The sequence below is a fragment of the Novosphingopyxis sp. YJ-S2-01 genome, assembly GCF_016093175.1.
GTDB lineage: Bacteria > Pseudomonadota > Alphaproteobacteria > Sphingomonadales > Sphingomonadaceae > Novosphingopyxis > Novosphingopyxis iocasae.
The window spans coordinates 2,366,782-2,384,942 of the sequence record NZ_JAEDAI010000001.1; the positions used below are offsets into that span (position 1 = coordinate 2,366,782).

Here is an 18,161-nt window from a genome sequence, read left to right on the forward strand (position 1 = left end):
GAGGCTCACCACCAGTCCTCCGGACGCGCGCTGAAGCCGCTGCGCTGTTCCAGCGCCAGGCTGGCGTTCAGCACGGTCTGCTCGTCGAGCGGCTTGCCGATCAGCTGAAGCCCCAGCGGCAAACCCTGGCTGTTGAGGCCCGCGGGTACGCTGCTGGCAGGCAGCCCGGCCATCGATGCGGGCACGGCGAACACGTCGTTCAGATACATGGTGAGCGGATCGCCGGTCAGCTCGCCCAGCCCGAACGCCGCGGTCGGCGCGGTAGGGGCGAGGATAACATCGCATGCGCCCCAGGCCTGCTGGAAATCGCGGCTGATCAGCGTGCGGACCTTGGAGGCCTGCGTGTAATAAGCGTCGTAGAAACCCGCGCTCAGCACATAGGTGCCGATCATGATGCGGCGCTTCACCTCGGCGCCGAAGCCCGCGGCACGCGTGGCGGCGTACATTTCCTGAAGATCCGCGCCGTCGGGCAGATCGCGCAGGCCGTAGCGCACGCCGTCATAGCGCGCGAGGTTGGACGATGCCTCTGCGGGTGCGACGATATAATAAGCCGGCAGCGCATATTTGGTGTGCGGCAGCGAAATCTCGACGACCTCGCCCCCCGCATCCTCCAGCCGCTTCGCGCCTTCGCGCCACAGTCCGTCGATTTCGCCGTCCATGCCCTCGACGCGATATTCCTTGGGAATCCCGATCTTCAAGCCTTTGAGATCGCCGGAAAGCGCACCGGCCCAATCGGGCACGGGCTCGTTCAGCGACGTCGAATCCTTGGGGTCGAACCCCGCCATCGCGCCGAGCATGATCGCGCAATCGGTCACGTCGCGGGCCATCGGCCCTGCCTGATCGAGGCTGGAGGCGAAGGCGACGACGCCCCAGCGAGAACAGCGACCATAGGTCGGCTTGATGCCGGTGATGCCGGTGAAGGCGGCGGGCTGGCGGATCGAACCACCCGTATCCGTGCCGGTTGCCGCAGGGCACAGCCGCGCGGCGACGGCGGCGGAGCTACCACCAGAGCTGCCGCCCGGCGACAGATCGGTATTGCCGCCGTCATTGCGGCGCCAGGGGGAAATCACATTGCCGAACGCGCTGGTCTCGTTGGATGAGCCCATGGCGAACTGGTCCATGTTGAGCTTGCCCAGCATGCCCGCGCCCGCCTTCCACAAATTGGCGGATACGGTGGATTCGTAAGGCGGGTGGAAGCCCTTCAAAATGCCGCTGGCCGCGGTGGTTTCCACCCCGTCCGTGCAGAACAGATCTTTCATGCCGATCGGCACGCCGGCCATGCTGCCCAGCTCGGCGCCTTCCGCCCGCGCCTTGTCCACCGCTTCGGCGGCGTTGATCGCGCGCTCCGGCGTGGTGACAAGGAACGCGTTAAGCGCAGACGCCTTTTCCACCCGCGTATTGAACGCTTCGGCCACTTCGACGGCGGTGAAGCTGCCGTCTTTCACGCCGTCACGGATGGCGGCGACGCCCAGTTCGGTCAATTCGCTCATTATTCGATCACCTTCGGCACGCCGAAAAAGCCCTCTTCGCTCACCGGCGCATTGGCGAGCACTTCGGCACGCTTCTGACCGTCGGTTACCGCATCTTCGCGCAGGCGCAGATGGTTCGGGATCACCGCCGTCATCGGCTCGACGCCGCTCGTATCGACTTCGCCGAGCTGTTCGACGAAACCGAGGATGTTGTTGAGTTCGGGCTCCAGCGCCCGGGCTTCGTCCTCGCTGATAGCGATCCGCGCGAGGCGGGCAATCTTCAGGACGGTCTGCGTATCGACTGACATGCTGCGCGCGCTAACACCCCCGTGGGGGGGCATCAAGATATTAGGGCGAACGACGGCGATCTGAGCGTGGCCTGAGCGTGGCCGAAATGCGCCACTCTTCAACGCATATTCATGCGCGCGCGCTACCGGGATGACATTCGCGCCGCGGCCTTTATGTGTCCGGCAAACAGAATCTCCCGCGGAAGTCCTCAACCTTGGCTCGCAAGTTCCTGTATTTCATCGCGATCTGCATCGTGCTCGTGCTCGGTGCCGGCCTCGCCTGGTCCCAGTTCGGGGACCGTTTTCTGCGATATGCGAGCGTGCCCGATGTGGCATTCGTGAAGCAGGAGAAGCTCGCGCAGAATGTCTATGACGATCCGTCGATGTGGTTCGCCCGCCCCGGCCGCCGCAAATCGGTGGTGAATTGGCTGCCCCCCGGCATCCAGCCTCAGGGCAAGGGCGATGCGGCGATCTTCTTCATTCACCCCACCAGTTACCTTGCCAAGGACCATTGGAACGCCCCGCTGGACGATGAGGAATCGCAGCGCCGAGCGGGGCTGTTCCTGCAGGGCATGGCATCCGCCTTCAATGCCGCCGGGGAAATCTGGGCACCGCGCTACCGCCAGGCCGCCTTCGGCGCGTTCCTGACCGACAAGCCGGAAGGGCAGATGGCGCTCGACGCCGCCTATCAGGATGTCGATCAGGCGTTCGACGCCTTTCTGGAGGGTATCGGGCCGGACCAGCCGATCGTACTTGCCGGGCACAGCCAGGGCGCGCTTCATCTGGAACATCTGCTGCGCGATCGCATTGCCGGTACCCCGCTCGCGAAGCGAGTCGTCGCGGCTTATGTCGTCGGCTGGCCGATCAGCGAGACGACCGATCTTCCCTCGCTCGGCCTGCCGCAATGCGAGGCCCCGGACCAGCCGGGCTGCGTCCTCAGCTGGCTGAGCTATGCCGAACCCGCCGACTTCAGCTTCATCGAAAAAGCTTATAACGGCACCACCGGTTTCGACGGAGCGAGCCGCAACGGTACGCCGATCCTGTGCACCAACCCCCTCACCGGCACTGCCGATGGCGATGCGCCGATCGAGGCCAATCTCGGCACTCTCGTGCCCAATGACGATCTGACCGCGGGTGAGCTCGTGCCCGCCTCGGTGCCTGCACGCTGCGATCCGAAGGGTTTCCTCCTGATCGGCGATCCGCCACAACTCGGCCCCTATGTGCTGCCGGGGAACAACTACCATGTGTATGATTACCCGCTGTTCTGGGCCAATGTGCGCGCAGACGTGGGGAGGCGCCTCGATGCCTATGAGTCGCAATGAACGAGGATGAACGCGCCGCAATCGTCGAGACGGCGGCGGGTCTGCGTGCGTTGCTGCCAAGCGGCGGCGCGCTGATCGGGCTGGACCTTGGCACGAAAACCATCGGCACCGCCTTCTGCGATGCCGGCTGGAGCTTCGCGACGCCCGCCACCACCATCAAGCGGCGCAAATTCCTGGCGGACCGCGAAGAGCTGCGCTCCGCCATTGCCTCCCGAAACGTGCGTGGGGTCGTTCTCGGCCTGCCGCGCAATTTGGATGGCAGCGAAGGTCCGCGCGCCCAGTCGACCCGTGCCTTCGCACGCAATATCGCCGATCTCGGCCTGCCGATTCTACTCTGGGACGAGCGCTGGAGCACGCAGGCGGTGGAACGCTCAATGATTGAACAGGATGTGAGCCGCGGAAAACGCGCAGAACGGATCGATTCGGCCGCTGCGGCCTATATCCTGCAAGGGGCGATCGACGCGTTGATGCTGGGCTGATCGGCCTGCGGTCAGACCCTTTTGATCAGATGGCCGGCGATATCCGAATACCAAAAGTTTACGATCTGAATTCATAGCAGATCAGCTATGAAGATGAAGATCGCAATCGATGACCTGAGTGTGGGAATGTACCTGCATTCCATTGAAGGGTCCTGGTTCGCCCATCCCTTCTGGCGTCGCCGTTTCCTCGTAACGGAAGAAGCCGAGATCGAAACGCTACGAGCAGCGGATATCCGGGAAGTCTATATCGACTGCTCCAAAGGCCGCGCACCCGAAACCCGCCGCAAACTGCCGGCCGCATCGTCCCGCGATCCACAGGCGCCGACGATCGCCCGCATGCCGACGCCTATGCCGTCATCGGGCAGCCCACGCGAACGGGCCGAGCTAGTTCTCAACCGTTCCAAAACGGTAATGCGCGCCGTTTTCGATCGCTCGCGCCTGGGCCAGATCGTCCACGCGACCGATGTCGACTCCGTGGTCGATGAAATCACGGAGTCGATGGATTCAAACCAGAAGGCGCTGACCGGCCTCCTGCGGCTAAAGAACAAGGACGAATATACCTACGTCCATTCGATCGCCGTCTGCGCTCTGATGATCGGTTTTGCACGCCACATGGGTGAAAGCGAGCAGCGCGTTCGCGAAATCGGTATGGCCGGACTGCTGCACGACATTGGCAAGCTGACCATTTCGCAGGAGATCCTGAACAAGCCGGGTCGATTGAGCGAGGACGAATTCCGCCAGGTCATCAAGCATGCCGAGCGCGGCGCGGACATCATCAGCCAGGGCGAAGGCATTCCCGACGTGGCGATCGAGGTATGCCGTCACCATCATGAGAAATTCGACGGCACCGGCTATCCGGACCGGCTTGCAGGGACCGAGATTTCGCTGGAGTCGCGCATGGCTGCATTGTGCGATGTGTACGATGCGCTAACGTCCGAGCGGGCTTACAAGGCTGCTGCGTCTCCCGTCGAGGCGCTGACCATCATGCACGGGCTTACCGGCCATTTCGATCCGAAGCTGCTTTTCACTTTCTGCCAATCGCTCGGAATTTTTCCGACCGGCCTGTTGTGCCGCACCAACAGCAATTTCCTTGGATTGATCGTCTCGCCGCGTGCGCGGGAGACGCTTTGCCGCCTTCGGCTGTTCTACGATCTGAGCCGCGATCAGATCGTTACTCCGCGCGATGTCGTGATTGCCGGGAGCAATCTCGATCGGCCGATCGAAGAAGTGCAACCCTCCGATTACGACATTTATGACTGGGATCGCCTTTCGGACTATCTACTGGACCGCGGCGACGCAGCCGATCGCGCTATTCTGAAGCGTTACTGGAGAGGCGCAGAACCGGTTGTCGAAGCGGCTGAACCGGCGGAACAGCCGGTTGCGAGCGGCCCGGCAGCCTCGACCTGGCAACCGGCTAGCCTGAGCTGACCGCTATCAGACAGGTAGCCGGGTATCGCAATTTTCAGTTCTGGCTCTGTCGGCGGCGCGACCGGCGATAGCATGCGGGCGATTGAAGCTATTCTGCTGATTGCGCAATCGGGCTGGTTCTGGGGCGCCCTCTTCGCGGTCAATCTGCTGACTTTCATGACATACGGAATGGACAAGGCACGTGCGCGCAGCGGGGCATGGCGTACGTCCGAGGCGAACCTATTGCTTCTCGCCATGATCGGCGGAACACCAGCGGCTTACGCGGCCTGCCACTATTTCCGGCACAAGACCGCCAAGAAGAGCTTCCAGAGTGAGCTATTTCTGGTGGCTCTCGTCCAGACGATCATCGTCGGTGCGCTGCTGGCTTCCGCAATCTAAAAAATTGGACCAATCCGGGGCGTTGTTCCGGTGATATTACCGCCCCGCAGCGGCGCGGAGAAATGCTGCCCGGCCGCCACATGCTTGCCGCTGTCAGCCCTCGTCGCTAGGAACTGCCGCTTGATGACAGCATCCGATACAGCCAGCCGCTATCCTTCGGGCAGCGCCGCCTTTCCGCACGCGAATCTCCTCGGGATCGCCGGCCTGCAACCCTGGGAAATCCTGTTCCTGCTCGACGAGGCAGAGCAGTGGGTGACGATGAACCGTCAGGCATCCAAGCATGACGATCGGCTGGCGGGTCTGACGCTGATCAACGCATTTTTCGAAAACTCCACGCGCACGCTGCTGAGCTTCGAGATCGCAGGAAAGCGGCTGGGTGCGGACGTGGTCAACATGCACGCCGCCCAGTCCAGCGTGAAGAAGGGCGAGACGCTGATCGACACCGCGGTGACGCTGAACGCCATGCGCGCCGACGCCATCGTGATCCGCCATGCCAGTTCCGGCGCGGTGCAACTGATCAGCGACAAGGTGGACTGCCCGGTGCTGAACGCAGGCGATGGCAGTCATGAACATCCCACCCAGGCGCTGCTCGACGCGCTGACGATCCGGCGTCGCAAGGGTGACATATCGGGTCTGCGCGTCACCATCTGCGGCGATGTGCTGCACAGCCGCGTCGCGCGATCGAACATGATCTGCCTCGGCACGCTCGGCGCGGAAGTACGCGTGGCCGCGCCCCCTGCCCTGCTGCCGACTGGCCTCGATGCGCTGAACGTCACCGGCTTTACCGATTTCGACGCGGCGTTGGACGGCGCCGACGTAGTGATGATGCTCCGGCTGCAAAATGAGCGGATGGCGGGGCCCTTCATCCCCAGCCCACGCGAATATGCCTATCTCTACGGCCTGGACGAACGAAGGCTCAAGCTGGCCGCGCCCGATGCGCTGGTGATGCACCCCGGCCCGATGAACCGCGGCGTGGAAATCGTTTCGACCATCGCCGACGATCCCGATCGTTCGGCGATTACCGAGCAGGTGGAAATGGGCGTGGCAATGCGCATGGCCTGCCTTGACGTGCTGACGCGCCGCGCGCGCAAGGTGGAGGGCTGGGCATGAACCTCTCGATCACCGGCGGCAAGGCGCTGCTTCCCGGCGCAAGCGAACCAAAGGATGTCGCGGTCCATGTTGCGGAGGGGCGGATCGTGGACGCTGTCTTGGCGGAGGCTGAAACGCTGGACGCTAAGGGGCTGATCGTAGCGCCCGGCATCGTCGATCTGGGCGTGTTCGCGACTGACAAGCCTGCGTTCCATTTCGGCGGCGTCACCCGCGCCGCGCTGATGCCAGATCGCACGCCGCCGCTGGATGATCCGGGCGCGGTGCGCGCTGCCACCCGCTCCGGCAAGCCGGATTTCTGGGTCCACCCGCTTGCCGCCGCGACCAAGAATTTGGCGGGCGCGGAGCTCGCCGAATATGCGCTGATGCGCGAGGCAGGCGCACGCGGCGTCGCCACCGGACGGCGCTGGATCTCCGACAGCGGCGTCATGCTGCGCGTGATGAGCTATGCCGCCGCGCTCGACCTTCCCGTCTTCGTGCATAGCGAAGATGGCGGGCTGACGGACAATGCCGTTGCCACCGCGGGCGAAACTGCGACCCGGCTCGGCCTGCCGCAAGCCCCCGCCGCCGCCGAAGCGCTGGCGATCGCGCGCGATCTGATGCTGGCGGAAGAAAGCGGCGCGCATGTGCACTTCCGGCAGGTTACGACGGCGCGCGGGCTCGATCTGATCCGCGATGCCAAGGCGCGCGGGCTGCGCGTCACCTGCGGCATCACGCCTGCGCATCTGTTCCTCTCGGATATTGCGGTGACCGGCTTCCTCACCTTTGCCCGCCTCTCGCCGCCCCTACGCGGCGAAGAGGACCGCCAGGCCTGTCTCGACGCGGTCGCGGACGGGACGATCGACGTGATCGCGTCAGGCCATGATCCGCGCGGCGAGGAGGACAAGCGCCTTCCCTTCGCAGATGCAGCGCCGGGCATGGCGGGCGCCGAAACGTTGCTGGCCATGTCGCTCAATCTGGTACGCGACGGCCGCATCACGATGGGGCGGCTGTTCGAACTGCTCAGCGGCAATCCCGCGCGCATCCTCGACGCGCCCGCCGGACGCATCGAGGCGGGGCTGGAGGCGGACCTGATCCTGTTCGATCCGGACGCGCCCTGGCAGGTCAGTTCGTCCAAAATGGCGGCGCAGGCCGGCAACACGCCGTTCGACGGTCTGCCGGTTCAGGGGCGCGTACGCCGCCTGATCAAGGGCGGCACGCTCATCAAATAAGGCGACCGCGCCGCCTCAGCGCGATGCGAGCACCCGTCCGGTCATGGTTCCGGCGGCATATTGCACCGCGCCGCCCCCGCGCATGTTGCGCACGATGCAGCGCCCACCTTCGGACTTCAGCGAGGTGCAGAACTTCTGCGCGCTGGCCGCATCGTCGAAGCCCATCGCGGCGAGGCGATAGAGCGTCTTTCCGCCGACCGCGATCTTTGCGCTGGCGCTGGAATAGCCCTTCAGTGCGGGATAGCGGCGCTGGTAGACCTCCCATGCCTTGGCCGCATTGGCAGGCGAAGAGAATGCGCCGATCTGCACGAGATGCGATCCGCGAAGACCCGTTTGCGGCGCACTGGAACGCGCGGCGATGCCGGGCTTATTCGAGGCGGCGGCCAGTTTGACGGGGGCCGGCGAAGGCTTGGCAATAGGCGCTGCTTTGGCGGGCGCGGCAGGAGCCTTGATCACGGGCGCAGCGGCAGCTGTCCTGACCGGCCGATCGGCGACCGGCTGGCGCGGTTCGGGCGCGGCGCGCGACGATGCCGGAGAGACCGATACGTCGCTCTCCTGCGCGGCGAAAATCTGGTTTCCGCCCTGCGCCGGCGCCGGGCCAACGGCGGGGAGCGGTTCATCGCCGCGCGGAATGGCGACCGACGCCACCATCTCCGCCTGCGGCTGGTTGCTGAAATCGAGTGCGAGACCGATCGGGCGGCCGGTATCGGCCACCGGCGCAACGCCGAGAAGTCCGGCGACACGCGTCTGATAGGCCCCAGGGCGGGCCATCTGCGCCCAGCTGGCGATACGCTTTTCCACTTGATCGGCGCTCATATCCTGCGCGGCCATGATCCGCGCCTCGCGCCAACGCCCGTCCAGCGCATAAGCGAGCGCAAGGTTCTGGCGCGTCTTGGCGCTGGAGGCATCGGTCCGGATCGCGGTGGTCAACACCTCGACGGCGCGTTTGCTGTCCCCGGCCAGAGCGAGAGCGAGGCCGTAATCGGCATCCGGCAGCACAGCCCGGTTCTGATCGAGCGTCTGACGCGCTGCGCCCACTTGGCCGCGCGCGGTCTGCGTAAGCGCGAGGCCAATCACGGAGCGCGGGTCGCTCTGCCCCAGGGTCATCGCCTCGCGAAAGCTGTCGCCCGCGGAGTCGAATCGCCCGGCAGCCAAATAGGCCTGGCCGAGCAGGCTGCGCAGCTGCGGATTGTCGGGGTCGGTCAGCACCGCTGCTTCGGCATAGCCGATGGCGTCATCATTATGCCCTTTCGACAGTGCCTTTTCAGCCCTCGCCTGCGCCTTCGCGGCGTTCTTGGCGGGGCGCGGCGCATCCGATGCAGCCGAAAGCTGGCCGGGCGTCACCGTCGAACAGCCCACCGTCGTCAGCGCGAACAGCGCCCCCGACGTGGCCAATCGAACGAATATAGAGGCTTTCATGATGCGATCCTGTCTCGGTTTCATGAAGAACGTGAGGGCATGTGGCGCGCCATGTCGCCCAGTTCGGGCATTCCGGCGAGGAGATCGTCCAGCGCGCCGGTGACAAGCTTTTGCGCGCTGACATTGCGCACCGCGCAGGCCAGCCGCAGCTTGAGATGACGTTCCTGATCCAGCCGCAGCGTGAAGGCCGTTTTGTTCTTCGCAGCGATTTTCGCCTTCTTCGGGCTGGCGGGTTTGGGAGAGGGCTTGGGGGCCGGAAGCGGCGCGGCCTCCGGCTCAACGGCACGCGGTTTCACGGCGAGGATCGAGCTCGGCTGCTCTTCAGGTTCCGGCTCCATCTCTACCGTCGGAGCCGCATCTTCATCCTCGGCCAGCCCGAAAGAATGGCCGTTCAGCGGATGATCGGCTTCCAGCTTGCTCGCTGCTTCTTCCAGTTCCTCATCCGATGGCAGCGCATGCGCGTTCAGTCGCTCGGACTGCTCGGCGATGCGCGCCCGGCTTGCGGGATCGGTATCGGGAATAGCGCCCATCAGGGGATTGTGGCGATAACGGCCATCATCGCCGGTCTCTGCTTCCGGATCGGGATCGACATCATAGCCCATGTCGTTCCAGCCCAGATCGTCGTGATCAAAGGCGGACGGATGGCTGGTCGGTACCGGGCGGCGCATGGCCGGCTTGGCCGCGCCCTTGCGCGCGAGCAGACCGGACGAGAGCGATGCGAAGGATTTGGCTTCACCCATGGACGCGCCCCCTCAGCTTCCGACCACGCGGCGGCCGAAACCGCCCATCGGGCGGGCGGCGATCGTGTGCTGGCTGGTTGCGGCAGGCGCGGAAAATACGGTGCGGCGAAAATTCTTCTCCAGCCGATCGGACATATAATCCCACAGCTGGGCCACCTCGGCCGCGCTGCGGCCATTGGGATCAACCTCCATCACCGTGCGGCCATCGATCATGGAGGCGGCAAAGTCGGTGCGGTGGTGCAGCGTTACAGGGGCCACCGTGCCATGCTGTGACAGTGCCACGGCGGCTTCGGAGGTAATCTTGGCCTTGGGCGTGGCGGCGTTGACCACGAAGATCAGCGGTTTGCCCGCGCGCTCACACAAATCGACGGTGGCGCCCACGGCGCGCAGATCATGCGGGCTGGGGCGCGTCGGCACCACGATCAGTTCGGCCACCGAGATCACGCTCTGGATCGCCATGGTAATCGCAGGCGGGGTATCGATGACGGCCAGCTTGAAACCCTGCTGGCGCAGGATGGCCAGGTCTGTCGCAAGGCGCGCGACCGTGGTCTGTGCAAAGGCCGGAAATTCCGGATCGCGTTCATTCCACCAGTCGGCCAGCGAGCCCTGCGGATCGATATCGATCAGGACAACGGGTCCGGCACCGGCCAGTTGGGCCTGAACCGCCAGATGGCCGGAAAGAGTGGTCTTGCCCGATCCGCCTTTCTGAGATGCAAGTGCCAGAACCCGCAAGCCTATTCCCCTTCGAAATGGTTTCGGGCTGCAGGTTTTGCAGAACAGGCTAAAGATCAGGTTAACATGCGACATTGCCGCTCTTTGATGAGCGCCGTCGCCTTGCATGGGAGTTTATGGTCTTTTCTTGAAGGCTTGGTTAAGCTGCGGGCGGGCCGGATTAACCCTTTCTTGAACGAAAACTGCCATGGCCGGGCGATCCAACGGAGTAATTCCTCATGAACCGCCGTCTGTTTGCTTTCGCCGCCCTCGCCTGCTCGCTCCCGTTGGCGGCCCCCGCGCTTGCCGACGTGAAGGCGGGCGTCGATGCATGGGCGGCGGGCGATTATGAAGGCGCGGTCAAGGAGTGGCGGGAGCCTGCACTGGCCGGTGATGCGGACGCGCAGTTCAACCTCGGCCAGGCCTATCGCCTGGGCCGCGGCGTTCCGGCCAATCTCGATATTGCGCTCGACTGGTTTCGAAAGGCCGCAGCTCCGCGCGATGGCGGCATCATCCATCAGAAGGCGGCCGACGAATATGGCCTGACGCTGTTCCAGACCGGCAAGCGCGCCGAGGCCCTGCCCTATATCCAGGCCGCCGCCCAGCGCGGCGAACCGCGTGCGCAATATGTGCTGGGCACGGCGCTGTTCAACGGCCAGCTTGTGGGCAAGGATTGGGTGCGTGGCTATGCGCTGATGAGCCGCGCCGCGAGTGCCGGGATCCCCGCCGCGCAGCGCAGCCTGGATCAGATGGATAATTATATCAGCGACGCCCAAAAGACGCAGGCGCTTGCACTGGCTTCCTCCATGGGCAGCGGTGATGGCGGCGAAGGGTTTCAGATTACCAAGGCCGAACCCGCGCCCGCCGCGCGTCCCGTCGATCTGCCGCCCTCCCAGCCTGCCGCCGTGTCGACGGCGCGCGCCGTTGATCTGCCGCCCTCCCAGCCTGCGGGCGCGACCTATGCTCCGCCATCGGACATGGCCGAAACGCCCGCGCCGGCAATGGCCGAGGCGCCAAGACCTGCGCCTGTTCCGGCACCTGCCGCGCCTGCACGCGCCGCCGCCCCATCCAGCGGCGATTTCGCGCGCATCGACGATGTCAGCGATATTCCAGGCTATGTCCCGTCCGCGCCGTTACGTGCCACGACGGACGCCACCGTTTCCGCTGCGCCCGCGCCGCGCGCCACGAAGCCTGCACCGGTCGCGAGCGGAGACTGGCGAGTCCAGATCGGCGCGTTCAGCACCGAGGCCCGCGCCCGCAAGCAGTTCGCTACGCTGGAAAAGAAAGTGTCCGCCCTGTCGGGCAAGCAGCCCTATCTGGTCGATGCAGGGCGGATCACGCGCCTCCAAGCCGGGCCTTTCGCCACCAAGGCCGAAGCGGAGCGTATGTGCGCCGCAGTAAAGCGCGCGGGCAGCGGCTGCTTCAGCCTGAAGAAATAAGCGCTCAGCCCGCCGCCCATTCGCTGCGCGGCACGCCCTGCGCGTAAAGAAGCGCCGTCAGATCACCGTGCCGGATCGCCGCATCCGCTGCTGCCGCTGCCTTGGGCTTGGCGTGATAGGCGATGCCGAGGCCCGCCGCCTCGATCATGGGAATGTCGTTTGCGCCGTCGCCGACCGCGAGCGAGTGTGTGGTTTCCAGCCCAAGATCAGCCATGCTGTCGGCAAGAAGCCGCGCCTTTGCGGCGGAATCGACAATGTCGCCGGTCACCGCACCGGTGAGCCGATCGTCTTCTACCGCGAGCCGGTTCGCCACCGCGCGGTGAAAGCCGATCTCCGCCGCCACCGGATCGGCGAAATGATGGAAGCCGCCCGATACCAAAATGCACTGCGCGCCCCAGCCGCGCATGGTGCGCACCAGTTCGCGCGCGCCCGGCATGGTCCGCACCCGCTCCTCCCGGCACTGCTCGATCGCGCTCGCCTCCAGTCCTTCCAGCAGCTTCACCCGGCCGCGCAGCGCCTCGACAAAATCCAGCTCGCCGCGCATCGCGCGCTCGGTCACAGCGCTGATTTCGTCCTTCAGCCCCGCATAATCGGCCAGCTCGTCAATGCATTCGACCGTGATCATGGTGCTGTCCATGTCCGAAATCAGCAGCATCTTGCGGCGATGCCCTTCAGGCTGAACGACAATGTCGAACGTCTCTTCGAGCGGGGACAGCGCGTCGCGCACGGCAGAGACTTCCCCCCCGCTCGTGAGATCCGCGGCCACGCCCTCTTCAATCCAGTCGCGCCCCGTCACCGCTAGCCCGGCATCGCGCAGCCGATCCGCGGCGGCATCGATGTCATGCCCTTTCAGGCTGTCGGCTGCTATCAGCGTGGTGATGGGCATGGATTCTCCTGAAACAAAGCGGCCGCTGGCGCTGATCGCAGGTCCGACGGCGAGCGGCAAGACCGCGCTGTCGCTGGCGCTGGCAGCGCACGAACCGGCGACCGTCATCAACGCCGACAGCGCGCAGGTCTATCGCGATCTGCCGATTCTCAGCGCGCAGCCATCCGAGGAGGAGCGCGGCGCAGTGCCGCACCGGTTATTCGGCTATCTGGACGGCACCCAAAGCTGCTCGGCAGCGCGCTGGGCAGCGGACGCAACGGCGCAGATCGAGGCGGCCTGGCATGCGCAGCGTCTGCCAGTCCTGGTCGGTGGCACGGGCCTTTATCTGCGCACCCTGCTGGACGGTATCGCGCCCATCCCGCCGATCGATCCCGATGTCCGCGAAGAAGTCCGCGCGATGCCGGTGGGTGAAGCCTTTGCCGCGCTGGAGCGCGAAGACGCCGGAATGGCGGCGCGGCTCAATCCCGGTGATAGCAGCCGGATCGCGCGCGCGCTGGAAATCATCCGCTCGACCGGGCGTAGTGCCATCGCTTGGCGCGCCGAAAAGCATGGTGGCATTGAAGACAGGGTGGCGCTGCGGCCGATGATCCTGCTGCCCGATCGCGAATGGCTTTACGCGCGCTGCGACCGCCGCTTTGCCGCGATGATGGATAGCGGCGCGGTGTCCGAAGTGGAGACGCTGCTGGCGCGCGGGCTAGAACCGGCGCTGCCGGTGATGCGCGCCATCGGCGTGCCGGAGATCGCGGCGATGCTGCGCGGCGGAATCGACCGGGAAGAGGCAGTCGCGCGCAGCCAGCTTGCGACACGCCGATACGCCAAGCGGCAATATACCTGGTTCCGCAATCAGCCGCCTGAGCACTGGCCGCGCTGGACGGGCGATCCGGCGGAGGCGTTGCAGCTGCTGCTGCGCGCCCCTTGAACCTGCCTCGCGCTCCTGCGACACGGGGCGATGACCAACCCAATCCTTACCGATGCCGACATCGATCCCTCGGCGATCCATGACAAAATCGTCGCCATCATCGGCTATGGCAATCAGGGGCGCGCGCAGGCGCTGAACCTTCGCGATAGCGGGGTGAATGTGCTGACCGGTCTGCGCCCCGGATCAGCCAGCGAGCAGACCGCGCGCGACGACGGGTTCGCGCCGCTGGCGATGACCGAAGCCGCGGCGCGCGCCGATATCGTCATGCTGCTGGTGCCCGATGAGGTGCAGGCGGACCTGTGGAACGATGAGTTGGCGGATGCAGTGCGAGGGGGGGCGACGATCGGCTTCGCTCACGGCCTTGCCATCCATTACGGGCTGATCGAACCGCGCGCCGATCTCGACGTCATTCTCGTTGCGCCCAAGGGGCCGGGTAAGGCGCTGCGCGCGGATTTTGAGCGTGGAAGCGGCCTCATTGGCCTTATCGCCGTGGCGCAGGACGCCAGCGGATCGGCACGCGCGACCGCCTTGGCTTATGCCGGCGCGCTCGGCTGTGGGCGCGCGGGCATTCTGGAATCGAGCTTTCAGGAAGAGACCGAGGCCGATCTGTTCAACGAACAGGGCGTGCTCTGGGGCGTGATCCCCGAACTGATCGAGGCCGGATTCGATACATTGGTGGACGCAGGTTTCGCGCCCGAAATCGCCTATTTCGAGTGTTTGACCGAAGTGAAGCTTCTCGCCGACCTCATTTACGAACGCGGCATTGCCGAAATGCGCGAGGCTATTTCGAACACCGCGGAATTCGGTGCGGCGGAAGGCAGTGGGCGCATCGTCGGCGATGCAGCGCGCGCGGAAATGAAGCGCATTCTGGGCGAAGTGCAGGACGGCAGTTTCGTGAACAAGCTGATGGCCGATGCGCGCGCCGGTTATCCGGCGCTGAAAGCCTCACGCCAACGCGCCGCCGCGCATCCGGTGGAAGCGGTGGCGGCGCGCATGCGGGCGCTGCGCGACCGAAACTAGAAGGGGGCCCGAAAGCCCCCTTAATCAAAACAGTCTTACTGGCCAGCGCCCGGTGCCGGAGCGCCCGGACCACCGGGAGCGCCGCCGCCCTGCATCATCTGCTGCATCATCATCTGCTGCTGCATCTGCATGACTTCGGCCTTCGACTTGAAATCTTCCAGTTCGACATCGAACACGAGATCGCTGTTCGCCGGGATCACGACCTCACCGGTCTGCGGATCGCGCTTTTCCTCGGCACCATAGGCCTGATCAGCGGGGATCGTCAGACGGTATTTGCCGCCCTTCTGCATCTGCTGGAGCCCGGCGGAGAAGCCGGGAATGACGCCGTCGACTTGCAGCGGCGCACGCTCACCGGAATCGAATACCGTGCCGTCCTTCAACTTACCGGTATAATTCACCAGCACGAAATCATCGGCAGCGGGGCTCGGCCCCTCGCCCGCCGTCAGCGTTTCGATGCTCGTCCCGCCGTCGAGCGTCTGACCGCTCAGCGGGCTGGTGCCGATCCAGACGAACAGGGCGGCCACCGCAACGAGGACGGCGATGCCGATCCAGAACGTGGTGAGCGTACCCTTTGTGACCGGGCGAATCGGAACGGCGGTAACGGACATTAGAAATCCTCGTCTGGGATGATCTTCGCCAGCGCGATAGGCCAGCGCGGCGGATATGAAAAGGGCGCCCGCAGGCGCCCATCTCGAATTTCTTGTCTTACGCGAAGCCGATCAGCTGTCGCGCTCGGCGCGCTTGCGCTCCATCTTGCGGGCGCGGCGCACGGCGGCAGCCTTTTCGCGAGCACGCTTTTCCGAAGGCTTCTCATAGTGGCGGCGCAGCTTCATTTCGCGATACACACCTTCGCGCTGCAGCTTCTTCTTGAGAGCCCGCAGCGCCTGATCGACATTATTATCGCGAACGATGATCTGCATAAAAGTCCGTCACTCCAAATCCGGTTGCTGGCCTGCCCTGGCCCTTTATAAAACAAAAAAGCCGCATTTCGCGGGCGGCAAAATCCTGCGGGCTGTTACAGCCTATATAGCAAAAGACAAGCCTTTTTGCCAGCGGCCAACCGAAATTCCCGGTTCACGCCGCTACGGCGACGCATGGCAGCATCACCCGGGCGCTGGCCTCCCCCCCGTAATTCCGCTAGCTTGAGCGCCAAAGAGGAACCTTAGGAGAGCAGTCATGGCCACCGCAGTCAACGCCCGTCGCGAAGTCCCGTCCGATATGAGCGAGGAAGAGTGGGAGGCCCGCCAGCAGCTCGCCGCCTGCTATCGCGTGTTCGACATGATGGGCTGGTCCGAGTCGATCTACAACCACATCACGGTGAAGGTGCCGGGTGAACAGAATGCCTTCCTCATCAATCCGTTTGGCCTGCTGTTCAGCGAAGTGAAGACGTCGAACCTCGTCAAGATCGACATCGACGGCAACAAGCTGGACGATAACCCCTATCCCGTGAACAAGGCCGGCTTCGTCCAGCATGCGATGTTCCACCGGGAGCTGGACTGGGCCCACGCCATCGCCCACACCCACACCACTGCCACCATGGCGGTGAGCGCGTTGGAAGGCGGGCTGCAGCCGGTCAATTTCTACGCATGCAACTTCATCGGCCAGATCGCCTATCATGATTTCGAGGGCGTGACCGTGCGCGAGGAAGAGGGCGTCAGGCTGCGCCAGAACCTCGGTGACAAACGCATCATGATGCTGAAGAATCATGGCCCCGTCATTCTTGGCCGGACGCTACCGGAAGTGTTCGTCACCCACTGGGCGCTGCAGCGCGCCTGCGAAATACAGCTGGCGACCCTCTCCATGGGCCAGCCGGTGAGCGTGTCCGAAGACGTGGTAAAGGTGCACCAGCGCGATCTGCACCAGACGCAGCTGCCCGGCGGCCCGGGCGCGGCGGATTTCGCTGCGATGGTGCGCAAGGTGGACAAGATCGACCAGAGCTGGCGCGAATAGAGCCTGCGCGCCTAGTCGATAGCTTTTTTACCGAAGCGGTTTCGCTGTCCTACGGGGGCTCGTTTCCGCTAAACCGAATGTGATGACGATCCACCTGCCCAATTGCCGTCCGCCACGACATGCTCTCGCTTCGCGCGCAGAGGAAAGGAGGGGGGGACGTGTGCGGACCATTGCGACTTTCCAGCCCATGGCACCTGCTCCATGACGAAGTTCACCGTGAACGATCGCCCGGTCCAGTACCGGATGGATCCGGATACGCCGCTGCTGTTTGCGCTGCGCGAGGCTTCCAATCTCACCGGCACCAAATATGGCTGCGGCGTGGGCGATTGCGGTGCCTGTATGGTGGATATCGATGGCGAAGCGATCCGCTCCTGCCTGGTCACCATCGGTGAGGTGGAAGGCCGCTTCGTCACCACCATCGAAGGCCTGTCGCGCGACCGCGGTCATCCGGTACAACAGGCTTTTGCCGCTACCGGCGCGGTGCAATGCGGTTTTTGCACACCCGGCATGGTGATGGCCGCCGCAGTGCTGCTGCGCAAATCGTCCAATCCCACGCGAGAGGAGATCGAGACGGCGCTGCCGAACTTGTGCCGCTGCGGCGTCTATCCGCGCCTTGTAGATGCGGTGCAGCGCGCAGGCCGCGTCGCGCGGCGCGAGGAACGGCTGTCTTCCGCCCCGCCGCCCGGCATCACGCCAGAGGATGCAGCGGACGCCGTGCCCGCCTTAACGTCACCCGGGCAGCGCCGGGAACCGTCAGCCGATACGCCCGGCTAAATTGGTGATGATCGCGCTTTGCTCTTCAACCGCTTCGGCGATCGGAGCACGTGCTGCCTTGATCTCCGCCGTTCCTGCGCCCGCTGCGCCCTGACTTTCCTGCGCCAGCCTTTCGATGAGCAGCTGATCAATGGTGGCCAAAGCCTCCACGCTGGGTGCCCGGGCCATCTCAAGGCGTGAGAGGAGGACCTGCGCATATATCCAGGGCTCGCTGCTCCTGCTGCTACCCGCAGCCGCGGAAACGGCGCGGCGCACGTCGGGCAAGGCGGCACGGAAGGCCGCATTGGCGGAGCGCGCCTGTTCAACAGCAGCATCCAGCGTGCGGCGCTGCTTGTCGGAAAGCGGCGTCACCGGGGCGGGCGTGGGTGCAGGCTCAGACGCCGGGCGCTTGCCCAGATCGGCCGCATCAACCTCGTAAGGACGTGGCAGCAGCGAGGGGAACGATTCCGATCCCTGAACACAGCCGGGCAACAGAAGCAGCGGGAGGAGGCAGCATAGCCTTTTCATCGTCCAGCCTCTATGACGGCCCGACCGCGCCCGCAATAGCGCAGCGCCGAAGCGGGAAAAGCGTTGACAAGCCCGCCCCCTCCCCTTAGCTGACGCCATTCCAGCGCGAGGCCGG

Annotated in this window: 20 protein-coding genes; 11 read left to right on the forward strand and 9 right to left on the reverse strand. The window is 64.8% G+C overall.

Going from position 1 to position 18,161, the window contains the following annotated elements:
- Positions 1-5 precede the first annotated feature (5 nt).
- Entirely contained in the window at positions 6-1,490 is a 1,485-nt protein-coding gene (gene gatA / locus I6A82_RS11585) for an Asp-tRNA(Asn)/Glu-tRNA(Gln) amidotransferase subunit GatA (protein WP_198094994.1), read from the reverse strand.
- Positions 1,490-1,777, reverse strand: coding sequence for an Asp-tRNA(Asn)/Glu-tRNA(Gln) amidotransferase subunit GatC (gene gatC, locus I6A82_RS11590; protein ID WP_187336518.1), 288 nt, complete (start codon positions 1,775-1,777; stop codon positions 1,490-1,492). Before gatC ends, gatA begins: the two co-directional genes overlap by 1 nt.
- Positions 1,778-1,971: 194 nt before the next feature.
- Here gatC and I6A82_RS11595 point away from each other — a divergent pair, with 194 nt between their 5' ends.
- The 6 genes from I6A82_RS11595 (at position 1,972) to I6A82_RS11620 (ending at position 7,681) form a co-directional block, all read left to right on the forward strand.
- Entirely contained in the window at positions 1,972-3,078 is a 1,107-nt protein-coding gene (locus I6A82_RS11595) for a DUF3089 domain-containing protein (RefSeq protein ID WP_198094995.1), read from the forward strand.
- Positions 3,075-3,557 carry a Holliday junction resolvase RuvX gene (ruvX, locus tag I6A82_RS11600; RefSeq protein ID WP_198094996.1) on the forward strand — a complete coding sequence of 161 codons (483 nt, stop codon included), beginning with the start codon at positions 3,075-3,077 and terminating at the stop codon, positions 3,555-3,557. The genes I6A82_RS11595 and ruvX overlap by 4 nt, the downstream gene beginning before the upstream one ends.
- 87 nt (positions 3,558-3,644) lie before the next feature.
- Positions 3,645-4,985, forward strand: a complete 1,341-nt coding sequence (locus tag I6A82_RS11605; RefSeq protein ID WP_198094997.1) for an HD-GYP domain-containing protein — start codon at positions 3,645-3,647, stop codon at positions 4,983-4,985.
- Positions 4,986-5,057: 72 nt separating this feature from the next.
- Entirely contained in the window at positions 5,058-5,363 is a 306-nt protein-coding gene (locus I6A82_RS11610) for a DUF1294 domain-containing protein (RefSeq protein WP_198094998.1), read from the forward strand.
- Positions 5,364-5,486: 123 nt separating this feature from the next.
- Entirely contained in the window at positions 5,487-6,473 is a 987-nt protein-coding gene (locus I6A82_RS11615) for an aspartate carbamoyltransferase catalytic subunit (RefSeq protein WP_187336522.1), read from the forward strand.
- The gene (locus I6A82_RS11620) at positions 6,470-7,681 is read left to right on the forward strand and encodes a dihydroorotase (protein WP_198094999.1); all 1,212 of its coding nucleotides are present in this window, start codon (positions 6,470-6,472) and stop codon (positions 7,679-7,681) included. The genes I6A82_RS11615 and I6A82_RS11620 overlap by 4 nt, the downstream gene beginning before the upstream one ends.
- Before the next feature lie 15 nt (positions 7,682-7,696).
- Here I6A82_RS11620 and I6A82_RS11625 read toward each other — a convergent pair whose 3' ends face one another.
- The 3 genes from I6A82_RS11625 to I6A82_RS11635 are packed head-to-tail and all read right to left on the reverse strand — an operon-like array spanning position 7,697 to position 10,572.
- Positions 7,697-9,100, reverse strand: coding sequence for an SPOR domain-containing protein (locus tag I6A82_RS11625; RefSeq protein WP_198095000.1), 1,404 nt, complete (start codon positions 9,098-9,100; stop codon positions 7,697-7,699).
- A gap of 20 nt (positions 9,101-9,120) precedes the next feature.
- The gene (locus tag I6A82_RS11630) at positions 9,121-9,840 is read right to left on the reverse strand and encodes a hypothetical protein (RefSeq protein WP_198095001.1); all 720 of its coding nucleotides are present in this window, start codon (positions 9,838-9,840) and stop codon (positions 9,121-9,123) included.
- A gap of 12 nt (positions 9,841-9,852) precedes the next feature.
- Entirely contained in the window at positions 9,853-10,572 is a 720-nt protein-coding gene (locus tag I6A82_RS11635) for a ParA family protein (RefSeq protein WP_198095002.1), read from the reverse strand.
- A 218-nt stretch (positions 10,573-10,790) separates the two neighbouring features.
- Between I6A82_RS11635 and I6A82_RS11640 the strand changes: the two genes are divergently transcribed.
- On the forward strand, positions 10,791-11,990 hold the full coding sequence (locus I6A82_RS11640) for an SPOR domain-containing protein (RefSeq protein ID WP_198095003.1): 1,200 nt from the start codon (positions 10,791-10,793) through the stop codon (positions 11,988-11,990).
- Positions 11,991-11,994: 4 nt separating this feature from the next.
- On the opposite strand, the gene serB is transcribed toward I6A82_RS11640, so the two are convergent.
- Positions 11,995-12,876, reverse strand: coding sequence for a phosphoserine phosphatase SerB (gene serB, locus I6A82_RS11645; RefSeq protein WP_198095004.1), 882 nt, complete (start codon positions 12,874-12,876; stop codon positions 11,995-11,997).
- Between serB and miaA the strand changes: the two genes are divergently transcribed.
- Both miaA and ilvC read left to right on the forward strand, forming a co-directional pair.
- The gene (gene miaA / locus I6A82_RS11650; RefSeq protein WP_198095005.1) at positions 12,875-13,795 is read left to right on the forward strand and encodes a tRNA (adenosine(37)-N6)-dimethylallyltransferase MiaA; all 921 of its coding nucleotides are present in this window, start codon (positions 12,875-12,877) and stop codon (positions 13,793-13,795) included. The genes serB and miaA overlap by 2 nt on opposite strands.
- A 30-nt stretch (positions 13,796-13,825) precedes the next feature.
- Positions 13,826-14,815, forward strand: coding sequence for a ketol-acid reductoisomerase (gene ilvC, locus I6A82_RS11655; protein ID WP_198095006.1), 990 nt, complete (start codon positions 13,826-13,828; stop codon positions 14,813-14,815).
- 35 nt (positions 14,816-14,850) lie between these two features.
- Here ilvC and I6A82_RS11660 read toward each other — a convergent pair whose 3' ends face one another.
- Positions 14,851-15,423, reverse strand: coding sequence for an FKBP-type peptidyl-prolyl cis-trans isomerase (locus I6A82_RS11660; RefSeq protein ID WP_187336531.1), 573 nt, complete (start codon positions 15,421-15,423; stop codon positions 14,851-14,853).
- A gap of 111 nt (positions 15,424-15,534) precedes the next feature.
- Positions 15,535-15,735 carry a 30S ribosomal protein S21 gene (gene rpsU, locus I6A82_RS11665; RefSeq protein ID WP_187336532.1) on the reverse strand — a complete coding sequence of 67 codons (201 nt, stop codon included), beginning with the start codon at positions 15,733-15,735 and terminating at the stop codon, positions 15,535-15,537.
- A gap of 256 nt (positions 15,736-15,991) precedes the next feature.
- Between rpsU and I6A82_RS11670 the strand changes: the two genes are divergently transcribed.
- Positions 15,992-16,765, forward strand: a complete 774-nt coding sequence (locus I6A82_RS11670) for a class II aldolase/adducin family protein (protein ID WP_198095007.1) — start codon at positions 15,992-15,994, stop codon at positions 16,763-16,765.
- 201 nt (positions 16,766-16,966) lie between these two features.
- The gene (locus tag I6A82_RS11675; protein WP_198095008.1) at positions 16,967-17,539 is read left to right on the forward strand and encodes a (2Fe-2S)-binding protein; all 573 of its coding nucleotides are present in this window, start codon (positions 16,967-16,969) and stop codon (positions 17,537-17,539) included.
- Here the strand turns inward: I6A82_RS11675 and I6A82_RS11680 are convergent.
- Positions 17,519-18,046, reverse strand: coding sequence for a hypothetical protein (locus tag I6A82_RS11680; RefSeq protein ID WP_198095009.1), 528 nt, complete (start codon positions 18,044-18,046; stop codon positions 17,519-17,521). The two genes, I6A82_RS11675 and I6A82_RS11680, sit on opposite strands and share 21 nt — an antisense overlap.
- Positions 18,047-18,161: the final 115 nt, after the last annotated feature.

Coding starts and splice junctions, on each gene's coding strand:
- gatA (WP_198094994.1), bottom strand. CDS start 1,490: ATGAGCGAATTGACCGAACTGGGCGTCGCCGCCATCCGTGACGGCGTG.
- gatC (WP_187336518.1), bottom strand. CDS start 1,777: ATGTCAGTCGATACGCAGACCGTCCTGAAGATTGCCCGCCTCGCGCGG.
- ruvX (WP_198094996.1), top strand. CDS start 3,075: ATGAACGAGGATGAACGCGCCGCAATCGTCGAGACGGCGGCGGGTCTG.
- I6A82_RS11605 (WP_198094997.1), top strand. CDS start 3,645: ATGAAGATGAAGATCGCAATCGATGACCTGAGTGTGGGAATGTACCTG.
- I6A82_RS11610 (WP_198094998.1), top strand. CDS start 5,058: ATGCGGGCGATTGAAGCTATTCTGCTGATTGCGCAATCGGGCTGGTTC.
- I6A82_RS11615 (WP_187336522.1), top strand. CDS start 5,487: ATGACAGCATCCGATACAGCCAGCCGCTATCCTTCGGGCAGCGCCGCC.
- I6A82_RS11620 (WP_198094999.1), top strand. CDS start 6,470: ATGAACCTCTCGATCACCGGCGGCAAGGCGCTGCTTCCCGGCGCAAGC.
- I6A82_RS11625 (WP_198095000.1), bottom strand. CDS start 9,100: ATGAAAGCCTCTATATTCGTTCGATTGGCCACGTCGGGGGCGCTGTTC.
- I6A82_RS11630 (WP_198095001.1), bottom strand. CDS start 9,840: ATGGGTGAAGCCAAATCCTTCGCATCGCTCTCGTCCGGTCTGCTCGCG.
- I6A82_RS11640 (WP_198095003.1), top strand. CDS start 10,791: ATGAACCGCCGTCTGTTTGCTTTCGCCGCCCTCGCCTGCTCGCTCCCG.
- miaA (WP_198095005.1), top strand. CDS start 12,875: ATGGATTCTCCTGAAACAAAGCGGCCGCTGGCGCTGATCGCAGGTCCG.
- serB (WP_198095004.1), bottom strand. CDS start 12,876: ATGCCCATCACCACGCTGATAGCAGCCGACAGCCTGAAAGGGCATGAC.
- ilvC (WP_198095006.1), top strand. CDS start 13,826: ATGACCAACCCAATCCTTACCGATGCCGACATCGATCCCTCGGCGATC.
- I6A82_RS11660 (WP_187336531.1), bottom strand. CDS start 15,423: ATGTCCGTTACCGCCGTTCCGATTCGCCCGGTCACAAAGGGTACGCTC.
- rpsU (WP_187336532.1), bottom strand. CDS start 15,735: ATGCAGATCATCGTTCGCGATAATAATGTCGATCAGGCGCTGCGGGCT.
- I6A82_RS11670 (WP_198095007.1), top strand. CDS start 15,992: ATGGCCACCGCAGTCAACGCCCGTCGCGAAGTCCCGTCCGATATGAGC.
- I6A82_RS11675 (WP_198095008.1), top strand. CDS start 16,967: ATGACGAAGTTCACCGTGAACGATCGCCCGGTCCAGTACCGGATGGAT.
- I6A82_RS11680 (WP_198095009.1), bottom strand. CDS start 18,046: ATGAAAAGGCTATGCTGCCTCCTCCCGCTGCTTCTGTTGCCCGGCTGT.